Origin of the sequence: Flexivirga aerilata, assembly GCF_013002715.1 — a bacterium.
GTDB lineage: Bacteria > Actinomycetota > Actinomycetes > Actinomycetales > Dermatophilaceae > Flexivirga > Flexivirga aerilata.
Window position 1 is genome coordinate 1,672,034 of sequence record NZ_JABENB010000001.1, and the last position, 16,059, is coordinate 1,688,092.

Genomic DNA, 16,059 nt, shown 5'->3' on the forward strand with positions numbered 1-16,059 from the left:
GGAGTGCGTATGTCGTTCGCGCGCAACACGATCCGGCGTCGCGTCGTCGGCACCGCGACGGGCGCGGTGCTGGTGGCGCTGTTGGCGACGGCCGGGCAGGGCGCGCAGGCGAGCCCCGACCCCAAGAAGCCGCAGCAGTCGAGCGTCGACAAGCAGAAATCAACAGTCGACAAGAAGATCAGCGACACCCAGGCCAACCTCGACGACACCTCCGCCAAGCTGATCAACGCCAACAACGCGCTGACCGCCACCAACGCGAAGGTGAAGACGGCGCAGACCAACCTGACCAACGCCAACACCAACCTGACCAACGCGCAGAACCACCTGTCCGACATGCGCGCGCAGCTGGCGATCGCCCAGGCCGACGAGACCAAGAACCAGAAGGACCTGGCGACCAACACCAAGCAGCAGGCCAAGTCGAAGGTGCTGGTCGGCGGCATCGCCCGGCAGAGCTATATGTCGGGCGGTCTCGGCAACTGGGAGCTGACCCTCAACGTGCTCTCGGGCACGGGCGACGCGACCTCCCAGCTGTCGCTCGCCGACGTCGTCATGCGGCAGCAGAGCGGGGTCCTCACCCGGCTCGCCAGTGAGCAGGCCGCGGGCACCGCCGCCGACGACCGGCTGAGCGCGACCCGGCGGCGCATCTCGACTCTTACGGTGCAGGCGAGCAACGCCGAGACCAATGCCAAGACCGCGCAGACCAATGCGACCAACGCCCGCAACGCGTTGCTGACCCTGCAGAAGACGCAGCGGACGCAGCGTGACAACCTGCAGAAGCAGAAGACCGCCGAACTCGCCGACCTGAAGTCGCAACAGGCCGAGTCGGCGCGGCTGGCGGGCGTCATCCGGGCCCGCAACATCGCCGCGGCCAAGGCGGCGAAGCGCCCGCCGCAGACCGCCACCCAGCCGGCGAAGCCGCCGGCGCAGGCGGCCGCCGCCGGCAAGTCCTCCGGTGGTGGGGTGCTCGCCGCGCCCATGCCGCTCGGTGCGGTCGTCTCCGGCTTCGGCTGGCGGGTCAACCCGGTGCTCGGCGTACGCCTGCTGCACGAGGGTGACGACTTCCCCTACGCCTGCGGCACACCGGTGTATGCCGCGGGCAACGGCACCGTCGTGCAGGCCAGTTACGACAGCGTCGGCGGCAACCACGTGCTGATCGACCACGGTTATCTGGGCGGCACCAACCTGGCGAGCTACTACGCCCACTTCCAGTCGGCGGCCGTGGTGTCGGCGGGGCAGAAGGTGTCGCGCGGGCAGCTCATCGGTTATTCGGGCACCACCGGGCGCTCGACCGGGTGCCACATGCACTTCGGGGTGCTGGCCAACGGTGCTTACGTCAATCCGGCGCCCTGGATCAGCTGACCCCGGCCGGCGGGCGACCCGGCACTGACGCGGGAATCCAGTTGCGCCGCCTCCGTAAACTGGTGGGATGGCCAAGAACGCGAAGAAGTCGGCGAAGAACGAGCCGGCCAAGAAGGTCGTCGCGACCAACCGCAAGGCGCGTCACGACTACCTGATCGAGGACACCGTCGAGGCGGGCCTGGTGCTGACCGGCACCGAGGTCAAGAGCCTGCGGATGGGTCGCGCGTCCCTGGTCGACGGTTTCGCCTCCGACCGGGGCGGTGAGCTCTGGCTGGAGAACGTCCACATCCCGGAGTACCTCAACGGCACCTGGACCAACCACTCGGCCCGGCGCCGGCGCAAGCTGCTCATGCACCGCCACGAGATCGAGAAGCTGCTCGGCAAGTCCCGCGAGGCCGGCCACACGCTCATCCCGCTGTCGATGTATTTCAGCGACGGCGGACGGGTGAAGGTCGAGATCGCGCTCGCCAAGGGCAAGCGGCAGTATGACAAGCGGCAGGCGCTGCGCGAGCGGCAGGACCAGCGCGAGGCCGAGCGCTCGATGTCGCTGCGCCGCGCGCACTGACGGCGTCCCTCACCGGCCACTTGCCGCTGTCGGCCACGTCACAGCTTCGCGGCTTATGCTCGGGGAATGAGCGGACTTCTCACCCGACGTCCCGCACTTCGCTGGATCGCACCCGGCGCGGCGCTCGCGGTCGTCGTCACCGGCTCCCAACTCGCGGCCCACTGGCCGGCCGACGCGGCCACCGACCTGCAACCACGCACCGCGCAACAACTCCTCGTCGACCTGCAGCAGGCGAAGCCCACGGCCCTCTCCGGCACGGTCCGGGCGACCTCGTCCCTCGGGCTGCCGCAGTTGCCCGAGTCGGTGACGAGCGGGAGCGGCAACGCCTCACCGCTGGCGCTGCTCGCCGGCAGCCACACCGCCAAGGTCTGGTATGACGGCAAGACCTCCGCACGGGTCGCGCTGCTCGGGGACGGCTCGGAGACAGATCTGGTGAGCAACGCCAAGGGCCTCTGGCTGTGGCAGAGCGCCGACAAGTCGGTCGTGCACGTGCCGGTGCCGGCCGCGCGCGGAGGCGCGCAGCGTGCGGCGGGTGATGACAAGACCTCTCAGCTGCCGGCCGAATTGAGCACCCCTGAAGGCGTGGCGTCCTGGGCGCTGCGCATGCTCGACCCGTCGACCGCGGTCACCACGAGCAGCAACGAGCGCGTCGCCGGCCGGGCCGCCTACCAGCTGGTGCTGACCCCGAAGACCGCCGGCACCAAGATCGGCTCGGTGCGCATCGCGATCGACGCCGCCAACCAAACCCCTTTGCGGGCACAGGTTTTCGCCAAGGGAGCCGGCAAGCCCGCGGTCAACGTCGGCTTCACCTCCGTCGACTACGGCAAGCAGCCGGCGAGCCGGTTCGACTTCACCCCGCCGCCGGGTGCGAAGGTCACCGAGGCGACCCCGCACGCCGCGAAGGCGAAGGGCGCGAAGCCGGAGGCTACGGCGCGCTCGGCCACCCCGCCGCGCCTGATCGGCAAGGACTGGGCGAGCGTCGTGGTCGGCAAGCTGCCGCCCAAACAGACTGTCGCCAAGGACGACTCGTCGCTGCAGTCGGCGCTGCGGCTGCTGCCGGAGGTGTCCGGCAGCTGGGGTCGCGGCCGCCTGCTCGACACCGCGCTCGTCACCGCAGTCATCACCGACGACGGTCGTTACGCGGCCGGAGCGGTGCCTGCTTCGACGCTATATGCCGCCCTCAGCCGCGGCTGACCCCGCCGCCGCAGAAGCGGACGGCCGATCAGGTGGCTCGCCATACGCTGTTGAAACGCGAGGACTGACAAAGGTTTTCGGCAAGCAACGCGCAGTCGACGGCGTCGACCTGCGGGTGCCGTCCGGCAGCGTCTACGGCTTCCTCGGCCCCAACGGCTCGGGCAAGACCACCACGATCCGGATGCTCATGGGGCTGGTCGCGCCGACGAGCGGCGACCACGACATCCTCGGGCAGCCGATGCCGGCCGAGCTGACCAGCGCGCTGCACCGGGTCGGCTCGCTGATCGAGGGGCCGGCGTTCCACGCGCACCTGTCGGGCCTTGCCAACCTGCGCCGTCTCGACGCCGCCGACGCCCGGTCCGACGCGCGCACCAGCGCGGCCCGCATCGGCGCCGCGCTGGAGCGCGTCGGCCTGGAACCCGCTGCGAACAAACGCTTTCGGGCCTACTCGCTCGGCATGAAGCAGCGCCTCGCGATCGCGGCGGCCCTGCTTGCGCCCCGAGACCTGCTGGTCCTCGACGAACCCACCAACGGCCTCGACCCGCAAGGCACCCGGGAGGTGCGGCACCTCGTTGCCGGCCTCGCCGCCGACGGCATCACCGTGCTGATCTCCAGCCACCTGCTGGCCGAGATCCAGCAGATCTGCACCCACGTCGGAGTCATGAGCGCCGGGAAGCTGGTCGCGCAGGGCGGCATCGACGAGCTGCGCGCCGGTCAGACCGCAGAGCTCGTCGTGCACACCCCGGACCCGGCCGACGCGATGCGGGTGCTGAGCACGGCCGGCGTCGCCGCCCTGGCCGCCGACGGCGAGGTCGTCACCGGTCAGCCCGGCGGGCTGCCGCCCGAACGCCTGGTGGCCGAGCTCGTCGCCGCAGGTGTGCGGGTGCGACGCTTCGGCATCGACCGGCCCAGCCTCGAGGACCTCTACGTCTCGCTCACCGGCGAAGGCTTCGAGGTGCGTCAATGAAAGCCGCCCCACGAAGTTCTCCGCTCGTGCCTCGCTCCGATACCTCGCGAGGACCCCGAATCACCACTGCACGATTCCTGCGGTCCGAGCTGCGGCTCATCGCCGGGCGCCGGCGCAATCAGGCCGGGCTGCTCGTGCTCATCGCGATGCCGGTGCTGCTCGCCGTCGCGGTGCGGCTCACCGAGGACAACCCGAGGGGCGGCGGCCCGCCCGGGTTCATCGACCAGATCGTCGGCAACGGCGTCTTCGTGGCGTTCGCGGCACTGACCTTCGAGATCACCATCTTCTTCCCGCTGGCGATCTCGATGATCAGTGGCGACGCCATCGCCGGCGAAGCACACTCCGGCACGCTGCGCTACCTGCTCACCGTGCCCGCCGGACGGGTGCGCGTGCTGACCGTGAAATACCTTGGCATCGTTGCCGGTTCGCTGGTCGCTGCCTTCGCCGTGGCGATCGTCGGTGCGGCGGTGGGCACCACGATCTTCGGCACCGGGTCGCTGACGACGTTGTCCGGCACCCAGATCCCGCTCGGCACCGGCCTGGGGCGACTCGCCCTGTCGACCGCCTACGTCGCCCTCGGCCTGTGCGCGCTCGGAGCGGTCGGCCTCTTCCTGTCGACACTGACCGAGCAGCCCATCGCGGCGACCGTCGCGCTCATGGTGGTGACTTCGGCGATGTGGGTGCTCGACGCCATACCGCAGTTGTCGGGGCTGCACCCGTGGCTGCTCGTCGACAAGTGGCCGGCGTTCGCCGACCTCATGCGCGACCCGCCCGACTACTCGGCAGTGACGCAGGGTGCGCTCGTCGATCTCGGCTATATCGCGGTGTTCCTGCTCGCCGCTTGGGCGCGGTTCGCCGGCAAGGACATCACGAGTTGAACCCGGCGATGGGATTGCGCAGAGTGCCGACGAGCTGCAGTGCACCGGCCGGATCGGCGAGGTCGACCATCTGCTGGTTGTCGCGCAGCTGCAGCCGGTTGAGGCAGGACAGCGCGAACTCCTCGGCGAACAGGTCGAATTGCTCAAACCTTGCTCGCAGGTCCGGCTCCGAGCACTGGTAATCGGCTGCTGTCTGCGCGACCGTCGCCCAGAAGTCGTCCGCCGCGATCAGCCCCTCCTGGTGCAGGATCGCGCTCAGGTGGCGCAGGAAGCAGTCGAAGACGTCGGTGAAGATCGACAGCAGCTGCACCTGCTCGGGCACGTCGGCCCGCACGCGCTCGACCGCCTCGGGCAGCGGAGTGTCGGGGGACATGACCGCGATCTCCTCGGCGAGGTCCTTCATGACGACCCGCTCGACCGCGCCGTCGTTCAGCACCAGGATGACGTTCTCCCCGTGCGGCATGAAGACCAGTCCGTAGCGGTAGAAGCAGTGCAGCAGCGGCACCAGGTAGGCGTCGAGGTAGCCGCGCAACCACTGCGCGGGGGTGAGACCGGACTCGTCGATCAGGGCCCCTGCGACCGACTGACCGTCCGCGTCGACGTGCAGCAGTGCCGCCATGGTGGAGAGCTTGCGGCCCGGCTCCAGCTGCGGCACTGGGCTCTCCCGCCACAGTGCCGCGAGCATCTTGCGATAAGGGGAGTAGCGGTCGGTCGCCTGCTCGAACTGGGTTGCGTGGTAACCGATTGCGGCCCGCTCGCGGATCACGCCGACGCCCGTGCGCTTCAAGGTGTCGTCGGCGGCGATGAGGTCGGCGAGCCAGTCGTTGATCGCCGGTGTCGCCTCCATGTATGCCGCGGACAGACCGCGCATGAAGCCCATGTTGATCACCGAAAGTGCCGTCTTCACATAGTGTTTCGAGGGGTCACTGGTGTTGAAGAAGGTGCGCACCGACTGTTGCGCGCGATAGGCATCGCGCCCTTCCCCGAGCAGGACGAGCCGTTGCCCGGCGACCTCGGCCGCGAAGGTGACCGACAGCTTGTTCCACCACTGCCAGGGGTGCACCGGGATCAGCCGATAATCGTCCGGGTCGAGGTCATGGGCCCGCAGCTGCCCTGCGAAGTCGTCGACCTGCGCGCCGAGCTCACCACGGATGAACTCGTCGTATGACGTGTCGCGGCTGCAGGTGAAGGTCGCGAGGTCACGTCGGGCGGCCAGCCAGAGCAGCCGCACCGGTTGCCCGGACTCCGGTGCGAACGCTTGATATTCGTGCACGCCCCAGCCGACGCGGCCGCTGTTGGCGATGAAGCACGGATGGCCGCTCAGCATGCCGGCCTCGATCGCCTGGAAGCCGGCCGCCAGCAGCTCCCGGCTCGTCGGCGGTGTGCCGGACAGCTTGAACGCGACCGCGGAGAGCGTGGATGCGATCTCCTCCAGATAGACCGGGAGCACCTGGTCGGACAGGCCGAGCTCGGTGCGGAAGTCGAGCACGCACTGCATCAGGTCGAGCGGTCGCGGCGCGCCGTCGACCGTGCAGGTCACCGAGTCCGCGTCGATCTGCCAGTGATCGAGCGGGAGCCGCTCGGCCGCGAACGAATAGACGACGCGGCCGGCCTCGGCAGTGATCGTCCAGCGCTCACCGTCTTGTGCGATCGGCTCCAGCAGGCGCTCGTGGCTGAACTCCGAGAGTGCCTTGGTGAGCAGAAGCCTGTTGGCGGCCGCCCAGTCGTGCGGGTTCAGATGGGCGACGGCAGTGTGGGCAGGTGTGCGGTATGGCGTTGTCATCTCTACTGATTCGTGGTTGGTGAAGTCTTCGCGGGTGCAGATGCTGAGAAGCGCGGTCTTGGCCGGCAGGGCGACCTCGCGCAGTGGTGTGAAACCCACCGCGGCGTTGAGCCGGTGCACGGCCGTGTTGCGGATGTCGGGTTCGACGACGACTCGCCGCACGGTGTCGTCGGCGAAGATCGCCGACAGCACGGCGCGCAGCACCGATCGGGTGAAGCCGTGCTTCGGGCGGTCGGTGGGCGCGACCAGGAAGTGCATGCCGACGTCGCCGGGCTCGGCGGCGTGCACGCCGACCAGCTCGACGCGGGCCGGGTCGTAGCGCTCCATCAGGAACGCCGGCACGCCGTCGACCAGACCGAGGAAGGCCTCGTGGTGCCGGTCGTCCGCGATGCGCCGGTATTCGCGCTCGACGTCGGCGACCGACGCGTCGGCCATCATCCAGAACGTCGCCTTGGGATGCGTGACCCAGGAGTGCAGCAGCGTCGCGTCGGCGGCGGGCTCGACCGGGCGGACGCTGAATTCGCCGTGGTGGTCGCGGTATACGCGGGTCGGTGCCGGCGTCATGAGATCGCCCCTGCCGGTGCGCCGAACTCCTGGAAGGCGATCGACTTCTCCACCGGGTAGACCTCGCGGCCGGTCAGCTCGCGCACGATGCACGAGTTGCGGTAGGCGCCCATGCCGAGATCGGGGGAGGAGACGCTGTGCACGTGCTCGCCGGCGCTCTGCACGAAGACGCTGCGTCCGTCGCGATCGACGGTGTAGTTGCGGGCGATGTCGAAGCGGCCGCGGCGGTCGAAGCGCAGCCGGTCGCGGATCGGTGCGAGGAAGTCCGGCATCGGGTGGTGGTAGCCGGTGGCGAAGACCAGCCCCTCGGTCTCGAGCGTGAAGCGCCGGTCCTGCTCGTGATGGTGCAATCCCAAGGTGTAGCAACCGGTTGCGGCGTCGTAGGAGGCTTGCTCGACGGAGGTGTTGGTGAGGAGCCGGGTGGTCGGGCTCGAGTGCAGACTCTGCGCGTAGAGCTCGTCGAAGATGTCGTTGATCAGGTCGGCGTCGATGCCCTTGGACAGCGCCTTCTGCTGGCCGGCGAGGCGGTATCGGTCGTCCTCGGGCAGGCCGCTGAAGTAGTCGATGTAGTCCGGTGACGTCAGCTCCAGCGTGAGCTTGGTGTATTCGAGCGGGAAGAACCTCGGTGACCGGGTCACCCAATTGAGTTGGTAGCCATGGGTTTCCCGCTCGCCGAGCAGGTCGGAGTAGACCTCGGCCGCACTCTGCCCGCTGCCGACCACGGTGATGCTTCGCTTGGCCTGCAAGGCGGCCTTGTGGTCGAGGTAGTGCGCGTTGTGGATCGCATCCCCGGCCAGTCCCGCCGCTGCGGGCGGCAGGTAGGGAGCGCTCCCGGTGCCGAGCACGAGTTTGCGCCCGTGATGCTCCACGAGCTCGCCGGAGTCGGCGCGCTGCGAGACCACCCGGTAGCTGCCGCGGGCCTCGTCATACGTCACGGACCGGACGTCGTGCCCGAAGCGGACGCTGCGCAGCCCGTCGGCGGCCCAGCGGCAGTATTCGTTGTATTCGCGGCGCAGCGGGAAGAACGACTCGCGGATGTAGAACGGGTAGATGCGGCCTCGCTGCTTCAGGAAGTTGAGGAAGCTGAACGGCGAGGTCGGGTCCGCGAGCGTGACCAGGTCGGCGAGGAAGGGCACCTGCAGGGTGACACCGGGCAGCATCATGCCGGGATGCCAGTCGAAGGACGGCCCGCGTTCGAGGAAGACACCCTCGACGTCGGTGAGCGGCTCGGTGAGGCAGGCGAGTCCGAGGTTGAACGGCCCGAGGCCGATGCCGATGAAATCGTGTGTGGTCATTGCGTTCCCGGTTTTCACGAGGCCAGAGACGGCTGGGCGGACAGGTGCTCCGACGCGTAGCCGGCGATGAGCGCCACCACCTCGGCGATGTCGGCGAGGGTGGTGCGCGGATTGAGCAGGGTGAACTTCAAGAAGGTGCGCCCGTCGACGGTGGTGCTGGCGATCATCGCCTCGGCGTTGGCCGAAAGCGCCGCGCGGGCAGCCAGATTGGCCTCGTCCGTGCCGGCGAAGCGGAAGACCACCGTGCTGAGGTCCGACGGGGTGACGACCTCGAAGCGCGGGTCGGACGCGACGAGGCGGTGCGCTTCGCCCGCACGGTCGATGACCCGGTCGAAGAGCTCGCCGATCGCGTCGGCGCCCATGACCCGCAGCGTGAGCCAGAGTTTGAGGGCGTCGAACCGGCGGGTCGTCTGCAGGCTCTTGTCGACCTGGTTGGGGATGCCGGCGCGCGTCATACGGACCGGGTTGAGGTAGTCGGCGTGGTGCCGGCCGGCGTCCATCCACTCGCTGCGGCGGACGAGGAGCGCGCTGGCGCTGATCGGCTGGAAGAACGACTTGTGGAAGTCGACGGTCGCGGAGTGGGCGCGCTCGATGCCGGCGAGCAGTGACCGCCGGGTGGGGGACACCAGCAACCCCCCGCCGTATGCCGCATCGACGTGCAGCCACAACGGCGCCGGTTGCTCGTGCACGACCTCGGCGATCTCCGCCAACGGGTCGATCACCCCGAAGTCGGTGGTGCCCGCGGTGGCGACGACGGCCATCGGGATGGATCCCTCCGCACGGGCGCTGTCGATCGCGGCGCGCAGCGCGTCGACGCGCAGGCGGCGATGTCCGTCGGTGGGGATCGGCACCACGGCGTCCGGATGCAGGCCGAGCAGCCGCGCAGCGGTGCGCACGCTGAAATGGCTGTCCGCAGAAGCGAATACGCGCAACCGGGGGAGCGCTGCAGTGCGGTCGGTGGCGTGCCGGCTCCCCACCGCGTGCTCGCGGGCGAGGTAGAGGGCGTGCAGGTTGGACTGGGTGCCGCCGCTGGTGAAGATGCCGTCCGCGGCGGCCGCGTCGAAGCCGAGCCGGTCGCAGGTCCACTGGATCAGCCGCTGCTCGATGAGGGTCCCGCCGGCGCTCTGGTCCCACGTGTCCAGAGACGAATTCACCGCGCTGGCAACGGCATCCGCCGCGAGTGCGGGAAGGACGACCGGGCAGTTGAGGTGCGCGAGGTAGCGCGGGTGGTGGAAGTAGACCGCGTCGCGCAGGTAGAGCCGGTCAAGCTCGCGCAGGGCGCTCGCGCAGTCGCTGGTCGGCTGCTGCAGGTCGACCGCGTCGACCTCCCGGCGGAGGGCTTCGTGGTCGATGCCGGAGAAGGTGGCGTCGCACTCGGCAAACGTCGCCGAGACGGCGCCGATGGCACTGATCAGATCGCGTTCATATCTGGCCGGGCTGTGTCCGTCGAGCAGGAAGTCGGCCGGATCAGGGGGCAGGGACATTGCGTCCTCTCGTCGCTGACAAAGGCAAGGCTAACCTAACTACAAGACGATTGGACGATGCAAGATGCGGCGCGTCACATCGACCGGCGCAGCGTGCACGACAACGCGAACGGCCCTGGGAACATTGGGTTCCCAGGGCCGTTCGAGAGGCCGTGCGTGAGTGGCAGGCTCAGTCGGTGCTCTTGCGGGTGAGCCGCCAGAGGGTGATCGCGGAGTAGAGCGCGGCGAGCACGAGCAGCATCACGATCGACAGCGTCCAGACGCCGGCGGAGTGCTGCCACAGCGGGTCGTCCTGGGACAGCAGGATCGTGCGAACGTCGGTGGTCGAGGCCGACGCGGCATACCCCCAGCGAGCGGGCGTCAGCCAGGAGACCTGTTCCAGCCCGGGCCGGCCGTTGACCGGGAAGAGGCCACCGCACAGCGCGAGCTGGGCCATGATCGAGATGACGAGGGCGGGCATCGCCTGCTCGGACGTACGCACGACGCTGGACAGCAGCAGGCCGAGCGACGCCGCGGCGAAGGCGGTGAGCCAGCAGGCGACGATGATCTCGACCGTCGACGAGCCGAGCAGCACGGCACTGTCCGGCATCGGCTTGCGCAGGCTGACGAGCAGCACCATGAGGATCGACTGGAGCAGCGTGAGCACGCCGAAGATCGTCAGCTTGCCCCACAGGTAGGCCTGCGGTGAGAGCCCAACTGCCTTCTCGCGGTTATAGATTGCCCGTTCGCCGACGAGCTCACGGATGGTCGCGGCCGTGCCCATGAAGACCGCGCCGATGATCAGGAAGACCAGCAACTGGAGGGGCTCGGTGGTGTGGAAGCGCACCTGCCCCGGGCCGGGTCCGATCGGCGGCTGCTGACGCAGGCCGTAACTGCCGGGCACCAGCATCGCGACCAGCGCGAGAGCGATCGGCAGGACGAGCATGAAGATCGAGTAGCCCCGGTCGGCGAGTATGACGCGCACGTGCCGCCGGGCCAGGGTCGACAGCTGGGAGGGGATGCTCTGCTGCCGCGGCGGCTTCTCCAGCGGGGGAGCCTCCCGGCGCGGAGCGCTGAGCGGCCCCTCGACCTGCTCGTCCTCCATCGGTGACTCCCGGAAGCGCTGCTGCGCGCCGTCCGGGTCGCCGGTGACGGCGTTGAAGACGTCGGCGTAATCCCTGGCGCCGAAGAACGGCAGGAGGTCGCCGGGCGGTCCGAAGTAGGCGACCTTGCCGCCGGGGGCCAGCAGCAGCACCTTGTCGCACACGTCCAGGTTGGCGACGCTGTGCGTGATGACCCCGACCGTGCGTCCGCCGTCGGCCAGGCCGCGCAGTGTCTGCATGACCTGCTTGTCGAGGCCCGGGTCGAGACCAGAGGTGGGCTCGTCGAGGAAGAGTAGCGACGGCTGGGTGAGCAACTCCAGCGCGACCGAGGTGCGCTTGCGCTGGCCGCCGGAGAGCTTGTCGACACGGGTGTCGGCGTGCTCGGTCAGTCCGAGCTCGGCCATCACCTCGTCGACCCGCTGGTTGCGCAACTCGTCCGGCAGGTCGTCGGGGAAGCGCAACTCGGCGGCGAAACGCAGCGCCTGCTGCACGGTCAGCTGTCGGTGCACGACGTCGTCCTGCGGGACGACGCCGATGCGGTGCCGCAGGTCCTGGAAGTTGCTGTAGAGGTCGCGACCGTCGTAGTAGACCTCGCCCTCGGTGGCCGGCTGCGAGCCGATGAGCGCCTTCAGCATCGTCGACTTGCCGGCGCCCGACGGTCCGATGATCGCCAGCAGGCTCGAGCCCTCCAGGGCGAACGACACGTCGTCGAGCAGCTTCTTGCCGCCGTCGAGGGTGAAGCTCAGGTGGTTGGCCACGAAGTTGACGTCGCCCTCGTCGACGCTCGCGACCAGCTGGCCCTGCCGGACGGTGAAGCGCGAGTGGCCGATCGCGAGCAGGTCGCCCTCGCCGAGCCGGCCGGCGGTGACGCGCTGACCGTTGATGTAGGTGCCGTTGCGGCTGCCCAGGTCGTGCACCTCGAAGCCGCCGCCGGACGGCACGAGGCGGGCGTGCTGGCGCGAGGCGAGCAGGTCGTCCAGGACGATCTCGTTCTCCAGCCCGCGGCCGATGGTGATCGCGCGTCCGGTGCCGTGGCCGCCGGCCCCCGGCTCGACCGGCATGACCTGCGGCACCGAGCCGGTGACGGTCGCGCGGCTGCCGGCCGCGACCGGCGTGCGTTGCTGGATCGGGCCGCTCGGCAGGGAGTAGCGCTCGAAGACCACGCCGGTGTTGCTCGGCGCCTTGGGCAGCGGGGCGACGCCCTGCTTCTTGCGCGGAAGCGGGCCGCTCTTGGCGGAGTGCGCTGCCGGCGCGTGCGTCTCGTGGCGCGACTGGCCGGCCGCCGCCGGGGTCGAGGTGACCGACGCGGTGGCCGCGGCGCCCGGCATACGGGCGGCGACCCCTGCCGGTGCCGACCGCAGCCCGACCTGCGGGCCGGCGGCACCGCCGAGGCGCAGCTGGCTGCCGGGCCCGAGGGCCATCGGTGCGCCGATGCGCTCGCCGTCGACGAACGTGCCGTTGGAGCTGCCCAAGTCGGTGACGGTGAGCGTGGCGCCGGTCAGCCGCAATTCGGCGTGCCGGCGGGACGCCAAGGCGTCGGTGATGACCAGGTCGCAGTCCAGGCCCCGCCCGATGACTGCGGTCTGACCGGATGTGAGTGAGATCGTGCGCCCTTCGCACGAGACCTCGACGGTGGTTGTGGCCACAGCGGCGCGTCCCCCATGTGTGTCGGCTTGACGCGGTCGCGCGTCCCTTCCCGGCTGCACACCTTAGTGGGGCGCGGCTCGGTCAGATGTTCAGCAACCAGCCGTCCCGCACTTCGAAGGTCGCCGCGCCGATGCCGATGCGGTCTCCCTCGGACAGATGCGTGCGTTCGACGCGACGCCCGTTGACATAGGTTCCGTTGCGGCTGCCGAGATCCTCCAGCACCAGACCCTCGGCGTCGGCGGTGATGCGCACGTGCTGACGCGACACCAGCATGTCGTCCAGCACGATCGAGTTGTCGCGTCCGCGACCGATCGTGAGCGCGTCGTCGCCGGGCTCATCCTGCGGGGTCGGCTCCGGCACGGCCGGGGTGGTGACGGTCTGCGCGCGGGCGATGTCGGCGTCCTGCTGCGGTGCCGGGGTCTCGCGCGCCGGCTCGTATGCCGGTGCCGGCGCTTCGGCGGCCCGCGGTGCTTCGGCGGGTCGCTGCGCCTCCCGCGCCTCTCGGGCCTCGGGTGCGAACGACGGTGCCTCCTGCGCAGGCGGATTCGCTTGCGGCGCAGGCGCATTCGCCTCCTGAGCGGGAGCCGGGTTGCCGGGAGCTGCGGGAGGAGGAGTCATGGGAGCAGGAGCGGCCGAACCGCGGGATGCCTGCCAGTCGCCGACGACCTCTTGTGCGGTCGGCGCGGCACCGGAGGACACCCATGGCTGTTCCGGCTGTGCCAGCTGTTCAGCCTGTTCCGGCTGCGGGGCTCGCTCGGGGGCCGACTGGCCGGGCTGCTCGGGCTGGTCGGCGCCGGTCGACGGAGCCGGGCGGTAGGGCGCCGGGGCCGGTGCCTCGGAAGCGGGGGAAGCAGGGGGAGCAGCGGGTGCCGCGGCGAAGGCCGTCGGGCCGTCCCACGCGGGCGCGCCGGACGCCGGCTGCGGCGGACCCCACTGGATCTGCGCCGGCTCGGCCGGGGCCGAGTAGCCGTAGTGCGGCGTCTGGCCGTAATCCTGCTGCTGGTACCCCTGCTGGCCGTAACCCGGCTGGCCGTAATCCTGCTGCTGGTACCCCTGCTGGCCGTAACCCTGCTGGCCGTACCCCTGCTGCCCGTAGCTCGGTTGCTGCGACTGCCCCGGCTGCCCGGTCCACGGCTGGTCGGCCGGCGGGCGACCGTACTCGCCGCCCGCGGGCCCGTCGCCCTGCGGCGGCCGGCCGTAACCCGGGGCGGGCGCGCTTCCGTCATACCCACCGGGCTGCGAGGGGTGGGACTGCTCGCCCCACTGCTGCTGCGAGGGGTCGTTCGGGTTGCTCATCAATGCCTCCGGGACGAACGGCGTGGGCTCCGGCAAGGGTAACGCTCCAGTGAAAACGCACACATCTTCCACGAAATCGGAAGTCCGGTCCCGGCTCGGATGTTGAACCATACGGAAACCGGCGCATGCGACCACTAGCGTGGGAAGCCGGATTCGGGCGGCCGACAGGTCGTCACGCGACGGAGGTAGGTGCAGATGTCTGAACTCAACGAAACCGGGCCCACACTCGACGAAACCGGGCCCGGCGCGGCCGCGAAACCGGCTCACGGTCACGTGCCGACCGGTCGCCCCCGGGTGGTGATCATCGGCTCCGGGTTCGGCGGATTGTTCTCGGCGCGGGCGTTCGAGCACGCCGACGTCGACGTGACGTTGATCTCGTCGACCACTTACCACCTGTTCCAGCCCCTGCTCTACCAGGTGGCCACCGGCATCCTGTCCGAAGGCCTGATCGCCCCGTCGACCCGCGAGGTGCTGGCGAAGCAGAAGAACGTCGAGGTCGCCTACGGCAAGGTCGTCGACATCGACCTGCAGGGGCAGACGGTCACCGCCACCGCGCTCGGCACCGACACCATCTACGACTACGACTCGCTGATCGTCGCCGCAGGCTCCGGCCAGTCCTACTTCGGCCACCCGGAGTTCGCCGTCTACGCACCCGGCATGAAGAGCATCGACGACGCGCTCGAGTTGCGCGGCCGGATCTTCGGCGCGTTCGAACTCGCAGAGATCGCAGCGGCTTCCGGGCGCCACCAGGACCTCGAGCGGCTGATGACCTTCGTCGTGGTCGGTGCCGGCGCGACCGGCGTGGAGATGGCCGGTCAGATCGCCGAGTTGTCCAAGCGCACGCTGCCGCACGACTTCCGCAACATCGCCTCCGAGGACGCGCGCATCATCCTGATCGACGCGGCCAACGCCGTGCTGCCGTCGTTCGGCGACCACCTCGGCGCCAAGGCCCGCAAGAAGCTCGAGTCGATGGGCGTGGAGGTGTTGCTCGACACCAAGGTGACCAACGTCGACGCCGAGGGCATCGAGGTCGAGACCGGCGACGGTGCGCACCAGCGCATTCCGGCGCTCACCAAGGTCTGGGCGGCCGGCGTGCAGGCGAGCGAGCTGGGCAAGACCCTCAGCGAGCAGAGCGGCGCCGAACTCGACCGGGCCGGCCGCATCAAGGTGCAGCCCGACCTCACCCTGCCCGGCTATCCCAATGTGTATGTCGTGGGCGACATGATCTCCCTGGACAATCTCCCGGGTGTCGCGCAGGTCGCGATCCAGGGCGGCAAGTTCGCCGCCAAGCAGATCCTGCACCGCCTCAAGGGGCAGCCGACCGACGAGCGGTTCAAGTACTTCGACAAGGGCTCGATGGCGACCATCTCGCGGTTCAGCGCGGTGGCGAGCATGGGCAAGCTGCGCTTCTCCGGCTTCATCGCCTGGTTCATGTGGCTGGCCGTGCACCTGTTCTACATCATCGGCTTCAAGAGCCAGCTCGGCACGTTCTTCCACTGGGCGGTGTCGTTCCTCGGCCGCACCCGCGGTGAGCGCACCGCGACCGAGCAGCAGATCTTCGCCCGAAATGCGTTGGACGAGAGCGGTTTCGAGGCGAAGGTGCCGCTCGGCAGCGGCCGGGCGCTTCCCGAGCGCACGCCCGACCCGAAGCGCGACGCCGGCTGATCGCGCGCCGGTCGTCATACCTCGTTGTCGTATGACGACCGGCGCCGCGGCGGGTCAGCCCTCGTGCTTCTCGAGCGCGACCAGCACGCCGGCGGTCGCGAAGTACTTGTTGGAGCCGAGGTCACGCACGGTCTTGATGCCGAGCAGTTCCTTCAAGGCCTCCGTGTGACGCGGGGTCAGTCCGGCGAGGGCGTCGACGGGCGCGTCGAGGATGTCCTTCAGCTCCTTGTCCTCGTAGGCCTTGTCGAGCTTCTTGGCGAGGTTGACCGAAACTGCCATG

Annotated in this window: 12 protein-coding genes; 6 read left to right on the top strand and 6 right to left on the bottom strand. The window is 69.6% G+C overall.

Annotated features, from left to right (window positions below):
- The first annotated feature begins 9 nt into the window (after positions 1–9).
- The 5 genes from HJ588_RS19755 to HJ588_RS08020 all read left to right on the top strand — a co-directional run bounded on the left by HJ588_RS19755 (position 10) and on the right by HJ588_RS08020 (position 4,963).
- The gene (locus HJ588_RS19755) at positions 10–1,359 is read left to right on the top strand and encodes a peptidoglycan DD-metalloendopeptidase family protein (RefSeq protein WP_171153776.1); all 1,350 of its coding nucleotides are present in this window, start codon (positions 10–12) and stop codon (positions 1,357–1,359) included.
- A gap of 67 nt (positions 1,360–1,426) precedes the next feature.
- Positions 1,427–1,924, top strand: a complete 498-nt coding sequence (smpB, locus tag HJ588_RS08005; RefSeq protein ID WP_171153777.1) for an SsrA-binding protein SmpB — start codon at positions 1,427–1,429, stop codon at positions 1,922–1,924.
- Positions 1,925–1,990: 66 nt separating this feature from the next.
- A complete protein-coding gene (locus HJ588_RS08010) occupies positions 1,991–3,118 on the top strand; it encodes a LolA family protein (RefSeq protein ID WP_171153779.1) in 1,128 nt (375 codons plus the stop codon).
- Positions 3,096–4,085 (top strand): ABC transporter ATP-binding protein, encoded by a 990-nt coding sequence (locus HJ588_RS08015; RefSeq protein ID WP_171153781.1) that lies wholly within the window; start codon positions 3,096–3,098, stop codon positions 4,083–4,085. The genes HJ588_RS08010 and HJ588_RS08015 overlap by 23 nt, the downstream gene beginning before the upstream one ends.
- Positions 4,086–4,111: 26 nt before the next feature.
- Positions 4,112–4,963: an ABC transporter permease gene (locus HJ588_RS08020; protein ID WP_212755339.1), complete on the top strand. Its 852-nt coding sequence runs from the start codon at positions 4,112–4,114 to the stop codon at positions 4,961–4,963.
- Here the strand turns inward: HJ588_RS08020 and HJ588_RS08025 are convergent.
- From HJ588_RS08025 to HJ588_RS08045, 5 genes are all read right to left on the bottom strand, one after another.
- Positions 4,953–7,310 (bottom strand): GNAT family N-acetyltransferase, encoded by a 2,358-nt coding sequence (locus tag HJ588_RS08025; RefSeq protein WP_171153786.1) that lies wholly within the window; start codon positions 7,308–7,310, stop codon positions 4,953–4,955. The two genes, HJ588_RS08020 and HJ588_RS08025, sit on opposite strands and share 11 nt — an antisense overlap.
- Positions 7,307–8,605 (bottom strand): lysine N(6)-hydroxylase/L-ornithine N(5)-oxygenase family protein, encoded by a 1,299-nt coding sequence (locus tag HJ588_RS08030; RefSeq protein WP_171153789.1) that lies wholly within the window; start codon positions 8,603–8,605, stop codon positions 7,307–7,309. Before HJ588_RS08030 ends, HJ588_RS08025 begins: the two co-directional genes overlap by 4 nt.
- 14 nt (positions 8,606–8,619) lie before the next feature.
- Positions 8,620–10,089, bottom strand: a complete 1,470-nt coding sequence (locus HJ588_RS08035; protein ID WP_171153791.1) for a pyridoxal phosphate-dependent decarboxylase family protein — start codon at positions 10,087–10,089, stop codon at positions 8,620–8,622.
- A gap of 169 nt (positions 10,090–10,258) precedes the next feature.
- Positions 10,259–12,817 (bottom strand): FHA domain-containing protein, encoded by a 2,559-nt coding sequence (locus tag HJ588_RS08040; protein ID WP_171153793.1) that lies wholly within the window; start codon positions 12,815–12,817, stop codon positions 10,259–10,261.
- An 82-nt stretch (positions 12,818–12,899) separates the two neighbouring features.
- Positions 12,900–14,114 (bottom strand): FHA domain-containing protein, encoded by a 1,215-nt coding sequence (locus HJ588_RS08045; RefSeq protein WP_171153795.1) that lies wholly within the window; start codon positions 14,112–14,114, stop codon positions 12,900–12,902.
- 195 nt (positions 14,115–14,309) lie between these two features.
- On the opposite strand from HJ588_RS08045, the gene HJ588_RS08050 reads away from it, so the two are divergent.
- On the top strand, positions 14,310–15,779 hold the full coding sequence (locus tag HJ588_RS08050) for an NAD(P)/FAD-dependent oxidoreductase (protein ID WP_171153797.1): 1,470 nt from the start codon (positions 14,310–14,312) through the stop codon (positions 15,777–15,779).
- Positions 15,780–15,833: 54 nt separating this feature from the next.
- Here the strand turns inward: HJ588_RS08050 and HJ588_RS08055 are convergent, their stop codons facing one another.
- On the bottom strand, positions 15,834–16,058 hold the full coding sequence (locus HJ588_RS08055) for a hypothetical protein (protein WP_171153799.1): 225 nt from the start codon (positions 16,056–16,058) through the stop codon (positions 15,834–15,836).
- Between the last annotated feature and the right edge of the window lies 1 nt (position 16,059).

What these genes read in the sequence shown, in the direction of transcription:
- HJ588_RS19755 (WP_171153776.1), top strand. Translation starts at nt 10, where the DNA reads ATGTCGTTCGCGCGCAACACGATCCGGCGTCGCGTCGTCGGCACCGCG.
- smpB (WP_171153777.1), top strand. Translation starts at nt 1,427, where the DNA reads ATGGCCAAGAACGCGAAGAAGTCGGCGAAGAACGAGCCGGCCAAGAAG.
- HJ588_RS08010 (WP_171153779.1), top strand. Translation starts at nt 1,991, where the DNA reads ATGAGCGGACTTCTCACCCGACGTCCCGCACTTCGCTGGATCGCACCC.
- HJ588_RS08015 (WP_171153781.1), top strand. Translation starts at nt 3,096, where the DNA reads ATGCCGCCCTCAGCCGCGGCTGACCCCGCCGCCGCAGAAGCGGACGGC.
- HJ588_RS08025 (WP_171153786.1), bottom strand. Translation starts at nt 7,310, where the DNA reads ATGACGCCGGCACCGACCCGCGTATACCGCGACCACCACGGCGAATTC.
- HJ588_RS08030 (WP_171153789.1), bottom strand. Translation starts at nt 8,605, where the DNA reads ATGACCACACACGATTTCATCGGCATCGGCCTCGGGCCGTTCAACCTC.
- HJ588_RS08035 (WP_171153791.1), bottom strand. Translation starts at nt 10,089, where the DNA reads ATGTCCCTGCCCCCTGATCCGGCCGACTTCCTGCTCGACGGACACAGC.
- HJ588_RS08045 (WP_171153795.1), bottom strand. Translation starts at nt 14,114, where the DNA reads ATGAGCAACCCGAACGACCCCTCGCAGCAGCAGTGGGGCGAGCAGTCC.
- HJ588_RS08050 (WP_171153797.1), top strand. Translation starts at nt 14,310, where the DNA reads ATGTCTGAACTCAACGAAACCGGGCCCACACTCGACGAAACCGGGCCC.
- HJ588_RS08055 (WP_171153799.1), bottom strand. Translation starts at nt 16,058, where the DNA reads ATGGCAGTTTCGGTCAACCTCGCCAAGAAGCTCGACAAGGCCTACGAG.